The sequence below is a fragment of the Streptomyces sp. NPDC102451 genome, from assembly GCF_044765485.1.
In the GTDB taxonomy this organism is placed as follows: Bacteria; Actinomycetota; Actinomycetes; order Streptomycetales; family Streptomycetaceae; genus Streptomyces.
This window is the reverse complement of record NZ_JBIWKD010000022.1, coordinates 82186-99721: the sequence shown is the minus strand read 5'-3', so window position 1 is coordinate 99721 and position 17536 is coordinate 82186. Positions and strand designations below refer to the sequence as shown.

Genomic DNA, 17536 nt, shown 5'->3' with positions numbered 1-17536 from the left:
TCGGCCACGGACCGGCCACCCCGCCCCCCGCGGCATGGCCAGGTGTCAGTGGCCCTCGTTAGGGTCGTCGGGTGTACCAGGGGTCCGTGCAGCACCAGCAGCCGGCCGTCCCGGTTCTCGAGGAGCAGCAGCTCGACGAGTTCCTGGGAGCGGTCCCGGAGCGAGGCCAGTGGCGTTACCGGCCCCGCCGCGTCGGCATGGTCTGGCGCAGCAAGGCGTTCCGTGCCGGTGCGGTGATCACGGTGCTCGCGCTCTGCGGTCTGGTGATCCTGGCCCTGGTGCGTCAGCAGACGGGCACCGAGGGCTTCCTGGTGGGGCTGGGGCTGGCGGTGCTGCCCGTACCACTGCTGATGGCGGCGTTCCGCTGGCTCGACCGGGTCGAGCCGGGCCCCTGGCGGAATCTGCTGTTCGCCTTCGCCTGGGGAGCGTGCGCCGCCGCGCTCGTGGCGATCCTCGCCAACTCCTTCGCGACGCGGTGGATAGCGACGGCCACCGCGGACCCGGCGAGCGCCGACACCCTCGGGGCCACGGTCGTCGCCCCCGTCGTCGAGGAGAGCGCGAAGGCCGCCGCACTCCTGCTGGTCTTCCTCTTCCGCAGGCGGCAGTTCAGCGGGATCGTCGACGGCATCGTGGTCGCCGGCTTCACCGCGACCGGCTTCGCCTTCACCGAGAACATCCTCTACCTGGGCAACGCCTTCGGCGAGGACCAGCAGCTCGGGACCACTGGCTTCGCCTCCGTGACGGTGGGGACGTTCTTCGTCCGCGTGGTCATGTCGCCGTTCGCCCACCCGTTGTTCACCGTGCTCTCCGGCATCGGCTTCGGCATCGCGGCGCTCGGCGGTTCGCGCCACCGCGTGCGCCGGGTCCTGCTGCCCCTGCTCGGACTCACCCTCGCCATGGGCATGCACGCCCTGTGGAACGGCTCGTCGGCCCTCGGACCGTACGGCTTCTACGCGGTGTACGGCGCGTTCATGGTGCCGTGCTTCGGGCTCGTGACCTGGCTGGCGATCTGGGCGCGCCAGCGGGAGCTGCGCACGCTCTCCACCGAACTGCCGGTGTACGCGGCGGCCGGCTGGCTGACCCCTGCCGAGCCGCTCGCGCTGGCCTCGATGCGGGCGCGGGGCATGGCCCGCGACATGGCCAGGCACTGGAACAGCCACCCGGACCCCGCCCGGGGCAGGGCCGCGGCCCGCGCCGTCGCGGAGTACGAGTCGTTCGCGACCTCCCTGGCCATGCTGCGCCGGAGGGCCCGCCACGACGGCGCCGGCCCGGACTTCGCCCTGCGCGAGCAGGAGTTGCTGCACCACCTGTGGCACCGCCGGGAGGTCGCGGCGCCCGCCCTGACGTACGCGGCCCACGCGACGGGCCGCATACGCACCCGCCTGCCGGTGCCGCCCCCGATCCCCCGTCAGCTCCCTTACGGCGGCCTGCCCCCGCAGCACCTCCCCGCACCGCACCGGCACTACGGCGGCCACAACCCGTACCGGGATGACGGCGGGCCCCTCTAGGACGTCAGGCGGACGCCTCGGTCAGTTCCGCCAGTTCCTGCTCGGTCAGCCGCAGTCCGGCCACCGCCATCAGCGCGGGCAGCTGCTCGACCGTACGCGCGGAGGCGATCGGTGCCGTCACGGTCGGCCGCGAGGCCAGCCAGGCGAGGGCGACCGTGGCGATCTCCGCGTCGTGCTCCTGGGCGATCCTGTCGAGCGCCGTGAGCACCCTGCGCCCGCGCTCGGTCTCCAGGTGCTTGCCCGCGCCCTCGGCCCGTGCGCTCTCGACCGACGCCCCCGGCCGGTACTTGCCGGTGAGGAAGCCCGAGGCGAGTGCGAAGTACGGGACGGCCGCGAGACCGGCACCGGCCGCCGTGTCCTGGAGCGCGCCCTCGTAGGTGTCGCGCGAGACGAGGTTGTAGTGCGGCTGCAGTGCGACGTAACGGGCCAGGCCCTCGCGCTCGGAGAAGTCCAGGGAGGCCCGGAGCCGCTCGGGGCTGATGTTGGAGGCGGCGATCTCCCGCACCGTACCGGCCTTGACCAGCTGGTCGAGCGCGGTGACGATCTCCTCGACCGGGACGCTCTCGTCGTCGAAGTGTGTGTAGTAGAGGTCGATGTGGTCGGTGCCGAGCCGGCGCAGCGACGCCTCCGCCGCCCCCTTGATGGTGGCCGGCGAGAGCCCCTTGTACGCGGGATGGGATCCGACCTTGGTGGCGATGACGACATCGTCGCGGCGGGAACGGGCCGCCAGCCACTTGCCGATGATGGTCTCCGACTCGCCGCCCTCGTTGCCCGGGACCCAGGCGGAGTAGGCGTCGGCGGTGTCGACGAAGTTGCCGCCGGCCGCCACGTACGCGTCGAGGACGGCGAAGGAGCGGTCCTCGTCGGCCGTCCAGCCGAAGACGTTGCCGCCGAGGGCGAGGGGGAAGACCTGGAGGCTCGATGAACCGAGCGGGCGCAGAGATGTCATACCCGGGGACAACCAGCCGGCTGAACCGACTATTCCGGTACGCGGGCCACGCCGGGCCCTGGCGCCGAGGTCCTGGCGCCGAGTTCCAGGGGCCGAGTTCCAGGGGCCGCCCGGTTGCGGACAGACCGGCGGCCCTGACGTCGGGGGGTCGTGCGTCAGGGCCGCCGGGGTTCCGGTGCGCCGGGGTCCGAGGGGGGCAGCCCTCAGATGGTGAGGCCCTTGCCGCGCAGCCAGCTCATCGGGTCGACGCCCGAGCCGTCCGCGGTGTGGACCTCCAGGTGGAGATGCGGGCCCGTCACGTTGCCGGTGGCGCCGACACGGCCGATGGTGTCGCCCGTGGTGACCTTCTGTCCGGCGGTGACGTCCATCGAGGACTGGTGGCAGTACCAGATCTCCGTGCCGTCATCGAGCTCCAGGACCGTGCGGTAGCCGTACGAGCCGGACCAGCCGGCCGACTTCACGGTGCCGCTGTGCACGGCCTTGACCGGGGTGCCGGTCGGGGCCGCGAAGTCCAGCCCGGTGTGGTAGCCGGACGACCACATCGAACCGGCCTGACCGAAGGTCGAGGTGATGGTGTACGAGGAGGTCGGGACGGCGTAGCTGGCGGCGAGCTTGGCGAGGCGCTCGGCCTCGGCCTTCTTCTTCGCCGCCTCTTCGGCCGCCTTCTTCTTCGCGGCGGCCTTCGCCTCGGCGTCGCTCTGCTGCTTCGCCGCCTCGGCCGCGGCGGCCTCGGCCGCCGCCTGCTCCTCCGCGGCCTTGGCCTCGGCGTCGGCTCCGGCCTGCTGCTGCTCGGCCTGCTGGAGGATGCGGGCGCGGAGCGCCTCGCCGGCGTCCGTGGTGCCCTGCTCGGCCTCGGCGGCGGTGATGCCGGCGCTGGTCAGCGGGGAGGACGCGGCGACCGTCTCGTGGTCCGAGTCGGAATCGCCGGACATGAACGCGCCCACGCCGGGAAGGGACTTGGCGTCGGGGAGATTGTCCGCGATGGAATCGGGAAGAGAAATGGAGACCGGCGGCTTGCTCTGGGCGGTGGCCATGCCACCCGCTCCGACGGCCGCGATGACGCCGACGCCGAGGACGGTGGAGCTACGGGCGAGACCCCGCTGCTTCGCAACGCGGTGCCGGCCGCGTACGGGACGGATGGACTCCTCGGTGGGGTTCCATTCCTCCCAGGTCCTGTCCTCATCACCGAGACTGTCGGTCCTGAAGGATGACGGGGCCTCGGGGGCAGGCTGATTGGACGCCACGTGGGCGCACTCCTTTCCTTCCTTCTCGCCTACCGGGTTAGCTGACGGGTTCGGAGCAGGAAGGTCTCCTACGGGCGCCTCTGCCTCTCACGAGACACAGGTGTCCGATTCACCCCATGTAGGTGGTTCCCCGGTTCCCTTGCGGAATTCGGCGCTGCGCACGGTGCCGTCTCTTGCGACGGCGGGTACAACCGCGCTGCGTTATCGAACGTTAATAGACACCCGGGTCCGATTCCAAGCTGTTCCCATAGATCAGTCATGGCCCTGGCCTGGACTTTCAGGGGTCAAACGGGCGCAAACGGGCGAGTTGAGTGCCACTTATCCGGCCAGCAGTTTCTGACGTTGCGTCAAATGTTATGCGGAGCGAGGTCTTTCGACTACCGAAAGTCGCGACCGGTCATCCACGGTCCCGCCCCACGATCTTCACCGTCGTCCGCCGCTCCTGCTGACCCCGCGCCGGACGGCCCACCGCGAGGAGCGCCAGGTCGTCCGTCGACCGGCCTCCGGTGTGCAGCCGTACGTCGTCGGTGAGCGCGGACAGCAGTTCTTCGGGCCCCGGGAAGATCCGGCCGCGCAGCCGGGCCGCCGGGTCGTAGAAGGCGCCCTTCGCGTCCCGCGCCTCGGACAGCCCGTCGGTGAACGCCAGGAACATCGACCCGGCCGGCAGCGCCCACTCGTCCGCCCGGTCCGGCCACACCCCCAGCCCCATCCCGAGCGGCAGGGCGGGCACCGTCGGCGCCAGCACGTCCAGCGCCCCGTCCTGGTGCAGCACGAGCGGCTCGGGGTGCCCGCGGTTGACGATCCGCAGGGTGTCCGAGCCGGACGGGATCTCCGCGAGGACGGCGGTGACGAACCCCTCCATGGAGTCGAGCCCGCCCCGCCGCGATCCCTCACGGGCCAGCGCCCGCTCCAGCCGCTGGACCACCCCCTCCAGCGACAGCTCCTGCTCGGCGGCCTCCCGGAACGCGCCGATCACGACGGCCACCGCCGCCACGGCGTCCAGCCCCTTGCCCCGTACGTCCCCGAGGACCAGGCGCACCCCGAACGGCGTGTCCGCGACGGCGTACAGGTCTCCGCCGACGAACTCGTCCGCCTGGGCCGCCTCGTACCGCGCCGCGACCAGCAGCCCGCCGATCCGGTCCTCGGGCGTCGGGAGCACCGCGCGCATCGCGGTCTCCGCGACGAACCTGGCCGAGGCCAGCTGCTCGTTCCTGCGGCGCACGACCCGGTTGATGACGAGGGAGAGCGCGGCAACGGTGACCAGCGTGAACAGGTCGGTGATCGGCACGATCCGGCCCAGCGCGCCGTCGGAGATCCGGATGGCGAGCACCACGAGGATCGCGGTCACCCCGATGCGGACGGTGCTGGCCAGCGAGAAGAACGGGGCGGCGATCAGCGGAGCGGCGGCGAAGAGCGGCACGGCGGTGACCTCGGTCGGCGTCACGAGGTCGAAGATCACACCGACGCAGATCATCAGGGCGGGCAGCACGCGCACGAACCACCGGGAACGGTCGCTCCCGTCAGCGCTCCCCCGGCGTCCGTCCCGCATCCCCACGTGTGCACTCCTGCCCGCTCCACCCACGGGTGCGGACGGTACCGCGCCCCGCCCAGGCCGGCCGGAGCCGCGCCGAACGGCGAATCCCCATCGGCCGAAGGGAGGAGCGCGCCGCAGGTCCCGCCGTCCGGTGGTCAGTCGGAGAGCCGGTGCCGCGCGTAGATCGTCAGTGCGTCCCGTACGAAGACGGCGGTTCCGTCCCCGCAGCGATCGTAGTTCCTCCCGAGGCGCGGATCCGCGACGTACCGCCGCCGCAGCCGGGCCGGCGCATACGACAGAGGCCCGGATCCTCGAAAGGATCCGGGCCTCAGTCTTTAGTAGCGGGGACAGGATTTGAACCTGCGACCTCTGGGTTATGAGCCCAGCGAGCTACCGAGCTGCTCCACCCCGCGCCGTTGTGATTGCAACTCTACGCCATCCGGGAGGGCGCTCCGACCACTCCTGGTCCCGCTCCCCTCGCACGCCGCCGGCAAGGAAACCTCTCGGCCTCGACCGGCTGCGCCAACTCAGGCTGCGTACCGCGACGTTGTCAGGCCCGGCCGGTTGCCCAAGGGTGTTGCCGCACCCCCCGATCTCGCGCACCGCCTGTCTGGAGGGCCTCCCACCATGTCCGCATCACACAGACCCGCCCCGGTCTCCCCGTCCGCGCCGTCACCCCTGCGTACGTCCCTCGTCAGCGGGCTGATCGGCGCCGCCTTCGGCTCGGTGTTCAGCGCCGCCATCAACTACCTGCTCGTCGGCGTGCCCGGCAGCGCCCCGGCCAACGCGCTCAACCACGGGGTGTCCGGCTTGTTCAGCGGATTCGCGGCCGGGTTCATCGGGCTCATGGTGCATCTGCGCCGGGACAGGGGCGGGCCCGCGCCGAGCAGCACCCCGGCCGCACCGCAGGAGTGAGTTCCGGCGCCGTGCCCCTCCCGTGGGTGCACGGCGCCCAGCGATTGCACGACCTCCGGGGCGGCGGGACGCTGGACGTGCACGCTTTTCGGTGTTCGGTCCCGTCCGCGCGGCATCACAGGTGCCGGCGTCGGCCCACCAGTCCCACCCCGATGCGGTGCCGCAGGGAAGGCCGGGCGCACACGCGCTAGGAGACGATCATGGACGGCACCCTGCTGGAGACGATGCGGACCGCGCTGCGCGGCCCGGTCATCGGCCCGGACGACCAGGCGTACGGGCAGGCCCGTACGGTCTACAACGCCATGATCGACAAGAAGCCGGCGGCCGTGGTCGAGTGCCGCGACACGGCGGACGTGATGGCCGCCGTCGACTTCGTCCGCGAGCACGGACTGGACATGGCGGTCCGGGGCGGCGGGCACAGCGGTCCCGGCCTCGGCCTCCGCGACGGCGCCGTCACGCTCGACCTCTCGCCCCTGCGCGGCGTACGGGTCGACCCGGCCACCCAGACCGCGCAGGCCGACGGCGGTGCGACGCTGGGCGATCTCGACCACGCCACCCACGCCTTCGGTCTCGCCACCCCGGCGGGCATCATGTCGACCACCGGCGTCGGCGGACTGACCCTCGGTGGCGGGCACGGCTACCTCACCCGTAAGTACGGCCTCTCGGTGGACAATCTGGTCTCCGCGGACGTGGTCCTGGCCGACGGCAGCTTCGTCGCCGCGAACCCGAGCGAACACGCCGACCTGTTCTGGGCGCTGCGCGGCGGCGGCGGGAACTTCGGCATCGTCACGTCGTTCGACTTCGAGCTGCACCCCGTGGACACGGTGGGGGTCGCCATCACCGTGTGGCCCCAGGAACTCTTCCAGGACGTCATGCGCTGGTACCGGGACTTCCTGCCGCAGGCACCGGACGACCTGTACGGCTTCTTCGCCTCGCTGACCGTCCCGCCGGGCCCGCCCTTCCCCGAGGAGATCCACGGGCAGAAGATGTGCGGCGTCGTCTGGTCCTCGACGGCGGACCCCGAATCCCTGGGCGAGACCCTCGCCGTGGTGAACGAACCGGGTCCACCCGCCTTCCACTTCACCTCGCCGATGCCCTACCCGGCCCTGCAGTCGATGTTCGACGCGCTGATGCCGGCCGGTCTCCAGTGGTACTGGCGCGGCGACTTCTTCGACCGGATCACGGACGAAGCCGTCGATGTGCACGCGTCCTTCGCCGAGAAGCTCCCCACCGGCCTGTCGACCATGCACCTGTACCCGGTCGACGGCGCCGCCGGCCGGGTGGGCCCCGACGACACCGCCTGGGCCTACCGTGACGCGCTCTGGTCGGGCGTCATCGCCGGCATCGATCCCGACCCGGCCAACGCTCCGGCGCTGCGGGACTGGGCCGTGGGCTACTGGGAGGCGCTGCACCCGTACTCCATGGGCGGCGGCTACGTGAACTTCCTCGGCACCGGCGAGTCCGAGGACCGGGTCCGGGCCACCTACCGCGGCCACCACGACCGGCTCGCGGAGATCAAGCGGTCCTACGACCCGCACAACCTCTTCCACGCAAACCAGAACATCCGGCCCGCCGAGCCCGCACCGCCGCACTGAACCGTCACGTCGGGCTCGCAATACCGGGGGAAAGCCGTGCCGGGAGGGTTACAGTCTGCATGCACCGCACGATGATCCGGACGCCCCCGGAGCGGCGCGGCACCGGTAGCGGCACCTCATCGCCGTACCGGTCGGGACCGGTCCGGCATTTCACCGCAGTGATTCGGTCATGGGCTCTCACCGCACACCTACGTACAGGACACCTGAGATGACCGACACCTCTGCCCGCACGACCCAGCGGCACTCCGACGGCGCGTCCGCGGCCGCGAACGCCGACACGGGCGCTCCGTCGCCGCTGCCGACGCCGCAGTACGCGGGCCTGTTCATCGAGCCCGACCTGCCGCCGGTCACCGACGAACCCGAATGACCGGGCGGCCGTGACCCGTCCCGGGTGACCGGCCCCGGGTGACGGCCCCTCGGCGCTCCACCCCGGGTGACCTGCCCTGAGTGACCGGTCCGGCCGCGCCGTCGTTGGAAGACCATGCGCATCCGTATCGGCGTGGTCGTCCTCGCAGTGGTCCTGCTCATCGCCGCGTTCATCTCGAACATCCCGTCCGAGGCCGAGACCGAGGCGGCCTGCCGGCGGGCCCTCGACAACACGTCGACGTGGACCAACCGGCCGGACGTGTGCTTGGAGGTGTCCGCGGAGACCTACCGGACGTTCCTCCTGATGTACGAGCTGCGGGAGGAAGGCCTGGACTGAGGGACCGAGGGGGCGCGCTCCGGTCCGTCAGCCCTGCTGTTCCTTCCACTCCGCCTGGGCCTCGTCGAGGTCCTCGGCGAACGTGTCCAGGAAGTCCTGGGCGCTCGTCTTCCCGAGCAGCACCTTCTGGAAGCCCGATTCGCTGTCGGCCTTGGACAGGGTGTTCCAGTCCGGCAGGTAGTAGGGGAGCTGGACGATCTTGGTGTTGCCCGAGAACAGCGCCTCGGCCCCGAGCTTGGTGGTCTCGGCCTTGTCGAGCCAGGGGTCCTCGGCGGCTTCCTTGTTGGCCGGGATCAGGCCGGCCGACTCGCTGAACTTCGAGTTCGAGGCGTGCGAGGCGGCGAACTCGATGAACTTCCAGGCCGCCGCCTTGTTCTCGGACGACTTCAGCAGACCGAGCCCGGAGACCGGGTTGGAGACCATCACCCGGGTGCCGTCGGCCAGTTCGGGCTGCGGGATGCCACGGAACTTGTCGCTGCCCAGCGAGGTCACATGGTCCTGGTACGACCCCAGGTTGTGGTTGAGCATGGCGATGCTGCCGGAGTCGAACTGGGCGACCATCTTCGTGAAGTCGTTGTTGAGATCGGCCTCCGGGGTGGTCTTCCTGTACAGACCGGCGTACTTCTCCAGCGCCGCGACGTTCTTGGGGTCGTTGACCGTCGTCCTCGTCCCCGACTCGTCCCAGAAGGAGTCGATGCCCGACTGCCCGTACATCGCGTCCAGCGCCTGGGCGATCGAGCCCGGGCCGCCGCGGATGGTGTAGCCGAACCGGTTCTTCTGCCGGTCGGTCAGTTTCGACGCGGCCTCGTAGAAGTCGTCCCAGGTGTCCGGCTCGCCCAGCCCGGCCTTCTCGAACAGGTCCGTGCGGTAGTAGAGGACGCCGTTGGTGGCGGAGATCGGCACCGTGTACAGCTCGTCCCGGCCGGCGGCGCTCCGCACGTTCTCGGTCATCGCCTCGTTGAGCTTGCCCTTGAGGGAGCTCGCCTCGATCCGGTCGTCCAGCGGCTCCAGCGCGTCCTGGGCGGTGATCCCGGCGACCATCGCGGCCCCCACCCCACCGACGTCCGGCAGGCCACCGCCCTGGATGGCGGTGTCGTACTTGGACTGGGCCTCGGTGGAGGCGATGCCCACGTACTGCACGTCGATGTCCGGGTTGGCCTTCTCGAAGTCGGCGATGATCTCCTTCCAGACCGCCGTACGGACGCCGCCGTTCTCGTCCCAGAACACGATCTTCCCGGTGCCCGGGCCTTCGGCGCCCTTCGCGCCGGTGATGCCGCTGCCGTCGTCACCGCAGGCGGTCGCGGTGAGGGCCAGGGCGCTGACCAGGGATATCGCGGCGGCGAGACGGCTGGTACGGGGGTTGATCACGGTCGGCTCTCTTCTCTGAGTGCTCACCTGCGGGGCGCTCGGCACCGTGCCGCCGCAACGTGTAGCCGTGGGGGGAGGATGCTCGGCTCTCATATCGCGTCTCATATATGACATACGAAGACAACGCGAAGAACGTAAAGTCGGCCCGCTCCCAGGGTCAATGCCCGTGCAGCAGAAAGTCCCTGGTCGCCGTACGCCGAGGGGAGACGCCCCGGCCGGCCACGGCGGCGCTCCGGCTTCCGATTTGCATTACGCACATGATGTGGCCTATGCACTTTGCCATGACCATACGATGAAGTCGGCACGCACGACCGCACGACGAGACACCGGCCTCGCCCGGCAGGAAGCAGGAGGTGCCCACGCATGAAGAGGGCGACACGAGAGGTCGAGTACGAGCAGATGCTGCTCAGCCGTCACGGCCTGCTCACCCACAGAAAGGGACGCCGCAAGGACGGCCTCCTGGAGCGGAGCGCGTACGTCCTGCTCAGCCGCATCCGCGTCCAGGGCCCGATGTCCGTCGGCGAGCTCAGCGAGGCCTTCGACCTCGACGTCTCCACGCTCAACCGGCAGACCGCAGCGGTCATGCGCGCCGGCTTCGTGGAGCGCATCCCCGATCCGGACGGGGGCATGGCCCGCAAGTTCCGCATCACCGAGGAGGGGGCGAAGACCCTCGACGCGGAACGCGAGGGCATGGTCAACTCCCTGCAGCGGGTCATGGCCGACTGGCCCGACGAGGACATCTCCGCCTTCGCCGGCTATCTGCGGCGCTTCAACACCGACCTGGAACGCATCGGCGGCCGCCCCTGGCCACGCCCCTGACCCCGCCGCGGCCCGTACGCGCCATCCGGCGGCGACCGGGCTAGGGTTTTACCAAGGGCACCGGATTGTTCAGGAATGTCATGTACGGACACCGAAAAGCACCGGACAGCACCCAGGAGCTCCTCTCCACCCTTGGGCGCCTTGTCGACCAGGCACTGGAGAACATCAGACTCCAGCAGGCCCGGGCGGAGCTCGGCATGGCACTCCAGCGGCACATGCTCCCGTCCGAACTGCCCGAGTTCCCGGGCATCCGGCTGGCAGCCCGGTACGCGCCCGCGCAGGACGGCCTGGCTGTCGGCGGCGACTTCTACGACGCCTTCCCGATGAGGGACGGGGTGGCGGGGATGGTCATCGGTGATGTGCAGGGCCACGGAGTGGAGGCCGCCGCCTTCATGGGAGAGGCCCGTGCCAGCCTGCGGGCTCTCGCCAGCGTCACGAGCGACCCCGGGGAGGTGCTGGCCTGCGCCAACGACCTGCTGATCTCGCTCGGCTGCGACCTCTTCACCACCTGCTGCCTGCTGAGCTTCCTCCCGCGGACCGGTGATCTCGGTATCGCCCGGGCCGGTCATGTCCCGGTGGTGTGGGGCACCGATGCGGGCGATTCGGGTGTGTCCGTGGACGATGGCGGGGTTCCTCTGGGAATTCTTCCCGACCAGAACTACGCGGTGGTCCATCGGACCCTGACGCAGCCCGGTTACCTCGTCCTGCTGACCGACGGCGTGGTGGAAGGGCCGTCCTACCCGATCGAGGAGGGTCTGGCCGAGGTGGCCCGGCTGGTGGGCGCCGGGCGTGGTGTCGGCCCCGACGTCATGGCGTCGCGGGTGATCCGGGTCGCGGACCGCACCGGCCACGACGACGATGCCGCCGTTCTCGTCGTCCGCCACGAAACACGGCAGGCCCCCCGGTAGCCGGAGAGCAACCGCGTCGGCAGTGGCGTGGCGTCGGCGCGTCCGACCACCCCGGGCCGCTCCGTGTGGTGTCTGATGCTGATGTGGTGGTCAGCTCACAACTCAGGCGGCACAAGGGCACCGCCTTGACGATTCTGGCGGTCGCCGCCCTTTACTACGCGACCGCCCGCCTGGGGCTGCTCCAGCAGTTGGTGCGCGGGCAGGTCACGCCCCTGTGGCCGCCGACCGGGATCGCGGTCGCCGCACTGCTCCTGTTAGGCGCGCGGGTCTGGCCCGGCATCGCCGTCGGCGCCCTCGCGGTCAACATCTCCATCGGCCCCACGGTCGCATCCGTGCTGGCGATCGTCGCCGGCAACACCCTCGCCCCGATCTGCTCCTACCTGCTGCTGAGGCGTGCCGGTTTCCACAACGGCCTCGACCGCTTGCAGGATGCGCTGGCCCTGGTCTTCCTCGGCGCTCTGGGGCCCATGCTGATCAGTGCGACCATCGGCAGCAGCACACTCGTCCTGTCAGGGGCGCTACAGGCCGGCGGCTTCTGGCCGACCTGGTCGGTGTGGTGGACGGGCGACGCCATGGGCGTACTGGTCGTCACCCCGTTCCTGCTCGTCGTCCGATGGGCCCGCTGGCCACCCGCGGTCGGCCTCCTGGTCTGGGCCGAGGCGGCGGCACTGGCGACGTGCGCCGTGGGCGTGACCCTCCTGGCGACCAACGCCAGCAGCTCTTCTCTGCTCTTCCTCGTTTTCCCCGTCCTGATCTGGGCCTCGTTCCGCTTCGAACGTGCGGGCGCCGCACCGTGCGCTCTGGTCGTCTCCACGCTCGCGATCCTCGCCTCGGGCCGGATGGCGGGCCCCTTCGCCCACCACGACCTGCTCACCAACATGGTCACCCTGCAGGCCTTCAACGGCTCCGTCTCCCTCACCGCCCTGCTCCTCACGGCAGTCGTGGCCGAACGGAACCGCACCCACGAAGAGATCCAGCGCCTGTGCGCGCAGCTCACCGACGCGGTCACGCGCCAGGACAAAGGGTCTCGCCGTGCTCCCCCCGACGACTGAGGGATCCACGGGGGGGGGAAGACGGGACGCCCCGATCGGAAGAAAACCGATCGGGGCGCCGACAGCAGGTCAAAGGGGGGCCTGGTCAGAGACTCGCTATCTGCTGGTAGCCCGCGTTGAGGGCTTGCCGAAGTTGTTTCCCGATGGCAGTGAGCTCGACCTGGCGGCTGTTCCGGGCGAAGAGGCGTGCGCCAATTTCGCGTTCCTGTTTGGCGATCGACTGGCTCACTCGCGCCTGTGACACGTGCAGGCGGTCCGCGGTCCGGCCGAAGTGCAGTTCCTCGGCCAGCGCCAGGAAGATCTCGATGTCCCGTAGTTCCATTGCCCCCGCCTTCAGCGATAACTCCTGGGTTATCAGACCATGTGAAGCCGGACATTGTTCGCGCGTTTCGCGCGCTGCATCCTGGATCACGACCTCTCCGAGGACATCCACTGGTACTCAGCGCAGGCGCAGGGAGATGACGTGCTCACACCGCTCGCGTACGGCTTGGCCGTGGTGCTTGATCTCCTGGTGGGGCGACCTCGTTGTCGTCCCGCCGAACGTGCCGCACGCCTTCGCGGCCGCCCCTGGTGAGAGCGCGGACATCCTCATCGTGATCACCCCGGGGGTGGAGCGGTTCGAGTACTTCCGTCACCTCGAGCGCATCGCGTACGGAAAGGTCCCGCCGGAGACCCTGCTGGACGTCCAAGAGCTGTACGACACGTACTTCCAGCAGAGCGAGGCGTGGAACTCCGCTCGCGCGTGACCCTGCGGGGCCGGGACCGGAGAGCACATCATCCGATGCATAGCAGCAGGGAGAAAGGAGTATGCGGTGGCGGAGCATGGTGGCGGTCGGTGCGGAGCCCTGGCGTTGACGGCGGCCAGTGGCTGCGCCACAAGACACCAGTCTGGCCGCCGGGACTACGGGGGCGGGCCCCCAACGGCGGATGCCATTCTCGAAACGCGAGGAAGATCATTCATGGCTCGATGCAAGGCATGTCCCGAAAGGAAGGGCCAGTGCCGCACGTGCAAGGGCACCGGCAAGGTCTACGCATGGTCCGGCCCGCGCAAATGTGACAAGTGCGGAGGCGACGGCGTCTGCTGCGGATGTAACGGGTCGGGCTCCATTCCCGACTGGTAGTCCAAGGGCACGGTCTTGAAGCAACGCACTGCGAGGTCAACGCCATTAGGTTGTTGCGGTGTTGTCCACACGGAGGAGATTAATTTGCGAGCGACGCACCGGCACGTCGTGCATCTGGCTCTTGTGGCTGTGCTGACCGGTTTGGCGGGCTGTTCCGACGGCGCGTCGGGGACGGATACGGACGCCGGGTCCCCGGATGCGGCTTCCGGCGCCAAGCCTCCGGCCGCGGCGAAGGCGAAGGCGAAGGCGAAGGCGTTCGATCCTCCGACAAAATTCGGCAAGGAGATCGCCCTGCCCGTGGACGAGGACATCAAGGACTGGGGCTTCGCCCTACTCGGTCCTACGCTGTACCACCGGACCTCCGCGGCCCTTGACGCCTACGACACCCACTCCGGGCGGAAGCTCTGGTCCTCTTCCCTGGGCCGCAAGGACTGGTACACCGGCAAGGAGCGCGAGCCGAGCGACGATCAGACCATCCCCCCGGTCTTCGCCCAGCAGGACGGTCGCACGGGCGTCCTCTTCGCGTACGCCGACTACACGAAGGGCGCGGGCACCGAGCCCGACCGGACCGACGTCTACCTGCGTTCCGTCGACGCGGACAGCGGCAAGGTGTCCTGGACGGTCCGCCTGCCCGCGCCGAAGGGCGCAACCGTCAGCTATCTGGAGCCTGGGGTGATCGGAGCCGAGGACGGAACCGCAGCCGTCAGGGTCCACACCGACAGGGACGATGCCGGCAGTGACGGCGGCCACAGCGCCACCACCTACGCCGTCGACCTGAAGAGCCACCAAGTGATCTGGCAGAAGGACGGCTTTGCGGGCGGCACGCTGGACAGCGGCGTCGTCATCGGTGCCCAGCTCGGCGACGAGGCAACTTTCCAGGCAATCGACGGCTGGCACTCCCAGTACGAGGACCTCGCCCTCGCGGGCCTGGCCCTCACTGACGGCGCCCCGCGCTGGAAGCAAGAAGGCAGCACTGGCGTGGAGGTCGAGGAGGTGGGCGGCGGCTTCTTCGTCGCGGGCTCGCTGCGCGACAGCCGTACGGGCGAGCTCGTCCCCGCCGCACCGGACGGTAGCTTCATCCACTGCTTCAATGACCAGCGGTCCGTGGTCGTCTGCAACACCAAGGAGACCGCACGGGGCATCGACGCCCAGAGCCGCAAGGTGCTCTGGACCATTTCCCAGGACGACCCCTCACGGAAAAAGCCCGACGTCGGGAACGCCTTCCATGGCGCCGTCTACGCCGCCACCGACACCGACGGCGTCATCCTCGACGCCCGCACGGGCAAGGACCGCAGCATCTCCAACAGCGGAAGCAACTACATGATCAACGCGTACGCCGCAGTGGACATCTACATGAACGTGTACCCCGCGACCGGGTGAGCTGGGGCTTCAATCGATTGCCGTCGCCGCGCGACCACATGACGACCGGCGTGCTCCAGCACCTGTGCCGCGACATCCTCATCCATAATCTGGGCGGGCCGACCAACGACCCGTCGCCAATCCTCCAAGGGCTCGATGGCATACGCGAGGGATGGATGAGCATCGGCCCGCCACTCCCCGTGTAACTCAGCGGCAAGACATCCCCTCCGCAGGAGGACCGGTGACGATCCGCTCACGCATCGCTCACGCACGCACCCTTGAACAGCAGAGCGCCCCGATCAGCCGAAGCCGATCGGGGCGCTCCACTACAGGTCAGAGGGTTGCCCCTCCCCTGCTGTCAGTAGGCCGTGTGGGACTCGAACCCACAACCAACGGATTAAAAGTCCGCTGCTCTGACCAATTGAGCTAACGGCCCCTGATGGATCACCCCACGAGCATAGCTTCCCCGGACCCGGCAACCGATCGGGTATCGGGTGCCGGGCCCTGTCGTGGCCGGGGCCGGGCGGGTCAGTCCGTGGTTTCGTCCGTGATCGTGCGCTTGTGATCCGGGGCCGGAGGTACGAGGAACCAGTGGCGGGCCGAGACGAACCACCAGACCGCCGCGAAGCCGAGCACCACCAGGACGGCCAGCGGCGCGTAGTTGAAGCTCTCCCAGGTGACGGGCGAGACCTGGGGCAGCATGAAGAGCACCGTGATCACCCCGACCCAGGTCACCGCGATGACGCCGACCGGCCGGGACCACCGGCCCAGGTGCCACGGCCCCCGGACGAAGTCGTCGCCCCGCAACAGCCGCAGCAGCGTGGGGATGACGTAGGCGATGTAGAGGCCGATGACCGCGATGGACGTCACGGCGGCGTACGCGGTGACGTTGATCAGGTACGGCAGGCCGAGCGCCAGGGCGCCCAGGGCGGCCAGCCAGACCGCCGCGACGGGCGTACGCGTGCGAGGGCTGACCGTGTGCCACACCCGGGAGAACGGCAGCGCCCCGTCGCGCGAGAAGGCGTAGATCATGCGGCTGTTGGCGGTCACCGAGGCCATCCCGCAGAAGAGCTGGGCCCCGATCACGACGAGCAGCAGGAGCTTGCCCGTGGTGGCGCCGAGCGCGTCCAGCAGGATCTGGGCGGGCGGGGCGCCGGTCGGGGAGTTCAGGGCGCCGTCGTACGACTGGATGGCGAAGGTGAAGCCCAGCAGCAGCACGAAGCCGGCGATCCAGGACGTCCAGATGGACTGCACGATGCCGCGCGGCCCCGCCACGGCCGCGTCATGGGTCTCCTCCGTCATATGGGCGGAGGCGTCGTACCCCGTGAACGTGTACTGCGCCATCAGCAGGCCGATCATCACGACGTAGAAGCCGCTGCCCCAGCCGGTGTTGTTGACGAACTCGGTGAAGACGTACGACGCCGACTGGTGCGAGTCCGGCACGAAGGTGAGCGCGCCCACGATCACGGCGACACCGACGACGTGCCACCACACGCTGACGTTGTTGAGTACGGCGACGATGCCGACCCCGAAGGTGTTCAACAGGCCGTGCAGGACCAGGATCGCCGCGAAGAGCAGGATCGTACGGCCGGGCGTGACCTCGAAGCCGAACTGGAGGTTCAGGTACGCCCCGAGGAAGGACGCCGCCCCGAAGTCGATGCCCGCGGTGACGGCGACCTGGCCGAGCACGTTGAACCAGCCGGCGAACCACGCCCACGCGGCCGCCGAACGCGGCGGGGCGAGACGGTGGGCCCAGAAGTACAGGCCCGCGGACGTCGGGTACGCCGAACAGATCTCGGCCATCGCCAGGCCGACGAACAGGGTCATCAGCCCGACACCGACCCAGCCCCAGGTGATGACGGCGGGCCCGCCGGTGTTCATGCCGAACAGATACAGCGTCAGACAGCCGGAGAGCACCGAGATGATCGTGAACGAGACGGCGTAGTTGGAGAACGCGGACATCCGGCGCGCGAGCACCTGGGTGTAGCCGAGTTCGGCCAGCCGTTCCTCGTCGGAGGTGGGCGCGGGTGCGGCGGCGGGCTGGAGGGCATCGGGCGGTGGCTCTGCCGCCACGGCTTCGTCGTTTGTCATGCCCCCAGCGATGCCCGGGCAGGGGCTCCGGAAACGCCAGGAGCCCCGGGCTCGGGAAACGCCGGGCCCCGGGCTCCGGAAACACCGCGGGGCCCGTACGCCACCGAAGTGTCGTACGGGCCCCGCGGGTCGATCAGCTGTCAGCAGGCTCAGCCGTTGCGCTTCCAGCGCGGCTTGTCGTCACGGCGGCCGAAGGTGCCGGTGCCGGTACCCGTGCCGGTGCCACCGCGGTGGTCGTCACGACGGCCGGTCGGCCGGTCGCCGCCACCGGAGCGGAAGCCGCCCGAGGGACGGTCGTCACGACGGTCGCGGTTGAACGGACGGTCGCTGCCGCCGGAGCGGAAACCACCGGACGGGCGCTCGTCACGAC

15 protein-coding genes, 2 tRNA genes, 3 pseudogenes and 1 riboswitch are annotated in these 17536 nt (G+C 69.9%); of the genes and pseudogenes, 10 read left to right on the top strand and 10 right to left on the bottom strand.

Annotated features, from left to right (window positions below; genetic code table 11):
• Window positions 1–71: 71 nt before the first annotated feature.
• Complete coding sequence (locus ACIRD8_RS33330) at window positions 72–1508, top strand: PrsW family intramembrane metalloprotease (protein WP_404000028.1); 1437 nt, start codon at window positions 72–74, stop codon at window positions 1506–1508.
• Between the two features lie 4 nt (window positions 1509–1512).
• On the opposite strand, the gene ACIRD8_RS33325 is transcribed toward ACIRD8_RS33330, so the two are convergent.
• The 5 genes and pseudogenes from ACIRD8_RS33325 to ACIRD8_RS33305 form a co-directional block, all read right to left on the bottom strand.
• Entirely contained in the window at window positions 1513–2457 is a 945-nt protein-coding gene (locus ACIRD8_RS33325; protein WP_404000025.1) for an aldo/keto reductase, read from the bottom strand.
• A 203-nt stretch (window positions 2458–2660) separates the two neighbouring features.
• Window positions 2661–3701 (bottom strand): M23 family metallopeptidase, encoded by a 1041-nt coding sequence (locus ACIRD8_RS33320; protein WP_404000022.1) that lies wholly within the window; start codon window positions 3699–3701, stop codon window positions 2661–2663.
• A gap of 11 nt (window positions 3702–3712) precedes the next feature.
• Window positions 3713–3865, bottom strand: a riboswitch (cyclic di-AMP (ydaO/yuaA leader).
• A 233-nt stretch (window positions 3866–4098) separates the two neighbouring features.
• Window positions 4099–5250, bottom strand: a complete 1152-nt coding sequence (locus ACIRD8_RS33315) for a PP2C family protein-serine/threonine phosphatase (protein WP_404000068.1) — start codon at window positions 5248–5250, stop codon at window positions 4099–4101.
• Window positions 5251–5390: 140 nt separating this feature from the next.
• Window positions 5391–5513, bottom strand: a pseudogene (locus ACIRD8_RS33310) (TipAS antibiotic-recognition domain-containing protein); the annotation flags it as partial.
• A 61-nt stretch (window positions 5514–5574) separates the two neighbouring features.
• Window positions 5575–5648: transfer RNA gene (locus ACIRD8_RS33305), tRNA-Met, on the bottom strand.
• A 214-nt stretch (window positions 5649–5862) separates the two neighbouring features.
• Here ACIRD8_RS33305 and ACIRD8_RS33300 point away from each other — a divergent pair.
• The 4 genes from ACIRD8_RS33300 to ACIRD8_RS33285 all read left to right on the top strand — a co-directional run bounded on the left by ACIRD8_RS33300 (window position 5863) and on the right by ACIRD8_RS33285 (window position 8448).
• Window positions 5863–6150: a hypothetical protein gene (locus ACIRD8_RS33300; protein ID WP_404000019.1), complete on the top strand. Its 288-nt coding sequence runs from the start codon at window positions 5863–5865 to the stop codon at window positions 6148–6150.
• 200 nt (window positions 6151–6350) lie between these two features.
• On the top strand, window positions 6351–7745 hold the full coding sequence (locus ACIRD8_RS33295; RefSeq protein WP_404000016.1) for an FAD-binding oxidoreductase: 1395 nt from the start codon (window positions 6351–6353) through the stop codon (window positions 7743–7745).
• A gap of 208 nt (window positions 7746–7953) precedes the next feature.
• Complete coding sequence (locus tag ACIRD8_RS33290) at window positions 7954–8112, top strand: hypothetical protein (protein WP_404000013.1); 159 nt, start codon at window positions 7954–7956, stop codon at window positions 8110–8112.
• 114 nt (window positions 8113–8226) lie between these two features.
• The gene (locus ACIRD8_RS33285) at window positions 8227–8448 is read left to right on the top strand and encodes a hypothetical protein (protein WP_404000010.1); all 222 of its coding nucleotides are present in this window, start codon (window positions 8227–8229) and stop codon (window positions 8446–8448) included.
• 27 nt (window positions 8449–8475) lie between these two features.
• Here the strand turns inward: ACIRD8_RS33285 and ACIRD8_RS33280 are convergent, their stop codons facing one another.
• Window positions 8476–9816 (bottom strand): ABC transporter substrate-binding protein, encoded by a 1341-nt coding sequence (locus ACIRD8_RS33280; RefSeq protein ID WP_404000007.1) that lies wholly within the window; start codon window positions 9814–9816, stop codon window positions 8476–8478.
• A gap of 363 nt (window positions 9817–10179) precedes the next feature.
• On the opposite strand from ACIRD8_RS33280, the gene ACIRD8_RS33275 reads away from it, so the two are divergent.
• The 3 genes from ACIRD8_RS33275 (at window position 10180) to ACIRD8_RS33265 (ending at window position 12595) form a co-directional block, all read left to right on the top strand.
• Window positions 10180–10635 carry a MarR family winged helix-turn-helix transcriptional regulator gene (locus tag ACIRD8_RS33275; RefSeq protein ID WP_404000004.1) on the top strand — a complete coding sequence of 152 codons (456 nt, stop codon included), beginning with the start codon at window positions 10180–10182 and terminating at the stop codon, window positions 10633–10635.
• An 80-nt stretch (window positions 10636–10715) separates the two neighbouring features.
• The gene (locus ACIRD8_RS33270; protein WP_404000001.1) at window positions 10716–11543 is read left to right on the top strand and encodes a PP2C family protein-serine/threonine phosphatase; all 828 of its coding nucleotides are present in this window, start codon (window positions 10716–10718) and stop codon (window positions 11541–11543) included.
• A 125-nt stretch (window positions 11544–11668) separates the two neighbouring features.
• On the top strand, window positions 11669–12595 hold the full coding sequence (locus ACIRD8_RS33265) for an MASE1 domain-containing protein (RefSeq protein ID WP_403999998.1): 927 nt from the start codon (window positions 11669–11671) through the stop codon (window positions 12593–12595).
• Between the two features lie 97 nt (window positions 12596–12692).
• Here ACIRD8_RS33265 and ACIRD8_RS33260 read toward each other — a convergent pair.
• Window positions 12693–12917: pseudogene (locus ACIRD8_RS33260) on the bottom strand (LysR family transcriptional regulator); the annotation flags it as partial.
• A gap of 193 nt (window positions 12918–13110) precedes the next feature.
• On the opposite strand from ACIRD8_RS33260, the pseudogene ACIRD8_RS33255 reads away from it, so the two are divergent.
• Both ACIRD8_RS33255 and ACIRD8_RS33250 read left to right on the top strand, forming a co-directional pair.
• Window positions 13111–13341 (top strand): annotated as a pseudogene (locus ACIRD8_RS33255) (cupin); the annotation flags it as partial.
• 459 nt (window positions 13342–13800) lie between these two features.
• Entirely contained in the window at window positions 13801–15096 is a 1296-nt protein-coding gene (locus tag ACIRD8_RS33250) for a hypothetical protein (RefSeq protein WP_403999995.1), read from the top strand.
• A 341-nt stretch (window positions 15097–15437) separates the two neighbouring features.
• Here ACIRD8_RS33250 and ACIRD8_RS33245 read toward each other — a convergent pair.
• From ACIRD8_RS33245 to ACIRD8_RS33235, 3 genes are all read right to left on the bottom strand, one after another.
• Window positions 15438–15511, bottom strand: a tRNA-Lys gene (locus tag ACIRD8_RS33245).
• A gap of 92 nt (window positions 15512–15603) precedes the next feature.
• Entirely contained in the window at window positions 15604–17166 is a 1563-nt protein-coding gene (locus ACIRD8_RS33240; protein WP_403999992.1) for an amino acid permease, read from the bottom strand.
• A gap of 149 nt (window positions 17167–17315) precedes the next feature.
• Window positions 17316–17536 (bottom strand): hypothetical protein (locus ACIRD8_RS33235; protein ID WP_403999989.1); only part of this gene is annotated, 221 nt, incomplete at its 5' end.

Excerpts from the sequence above, each read along its gene's own strand:
- ACIRD8_RS33285 (WP_404000010.1), top strand. The coding sequence starts at position 8,227 with ATGCGCATCCGTATCGGCGTGGTCGTCCTCGCAGTGGTCCTGCTCATC.
- ACIRD8_RS33270 (WP_404000001.1), top strand. The coding sequence starts at position 10,716 with ATGTACGGACACCGAAAAGCACCGGACAGCACCCAGGAGCTCCTCTCC.
- ACIRD8_RS33325 (WP_404000025.1), bottom strand. The coding sequence starts at position 2,457 with ATGACATCTCTGCGCCCGCTCGGTTCATCGAGCCTCCAGGTCTTCCCC.
- ACIRD8_RS33240 (WP_403999992.1), bottom strand. The coding sequence starts at position 17,166 with ATGACAAACGACGAAGCCGTGGCGGCAGAGCCACCGCCCGATGCCCTC.
- ACIRD8_RS33275 (WP_404000004.1), top strand. The coding sequence starts at position 10,180 with ATGAAGAGGGCGACACGAGAGGTCGAGTACGAGCAGATGCTGCTCAGC.
- ACIRD8_RS33295 (WP_404000016.1), top strand. The coding sequence starts at position 6,351 with ATGGACGGCACCCTGCTGGAGACGATGCGGACCGCGCTGCGCGGCCCG.
- ACIRD8_RS33315 (WP_404000068.1), bottom strand. The coding sequence starts at position 5,250 with ATGCGGGACGGACGCCGGGGGAGCGCTGACGGGAGCGACCGTTCCCGG.
- ACIRD8_RS33300 (WP_404000019.1), top strand. The coding sequence starts at position 5,863 with ATGTCCGCATCACACAGACCCGCCCCGGTCTCCCCGTCCGCGCCGTCA.
- ACIRD8_RS33290 (WP_404000013.1), top strand. The coding sequence starts at position 7,954 with ATGACCGACACCTCTGCCCGCACGACCCAGCGGCACTCCGACGGCGCG.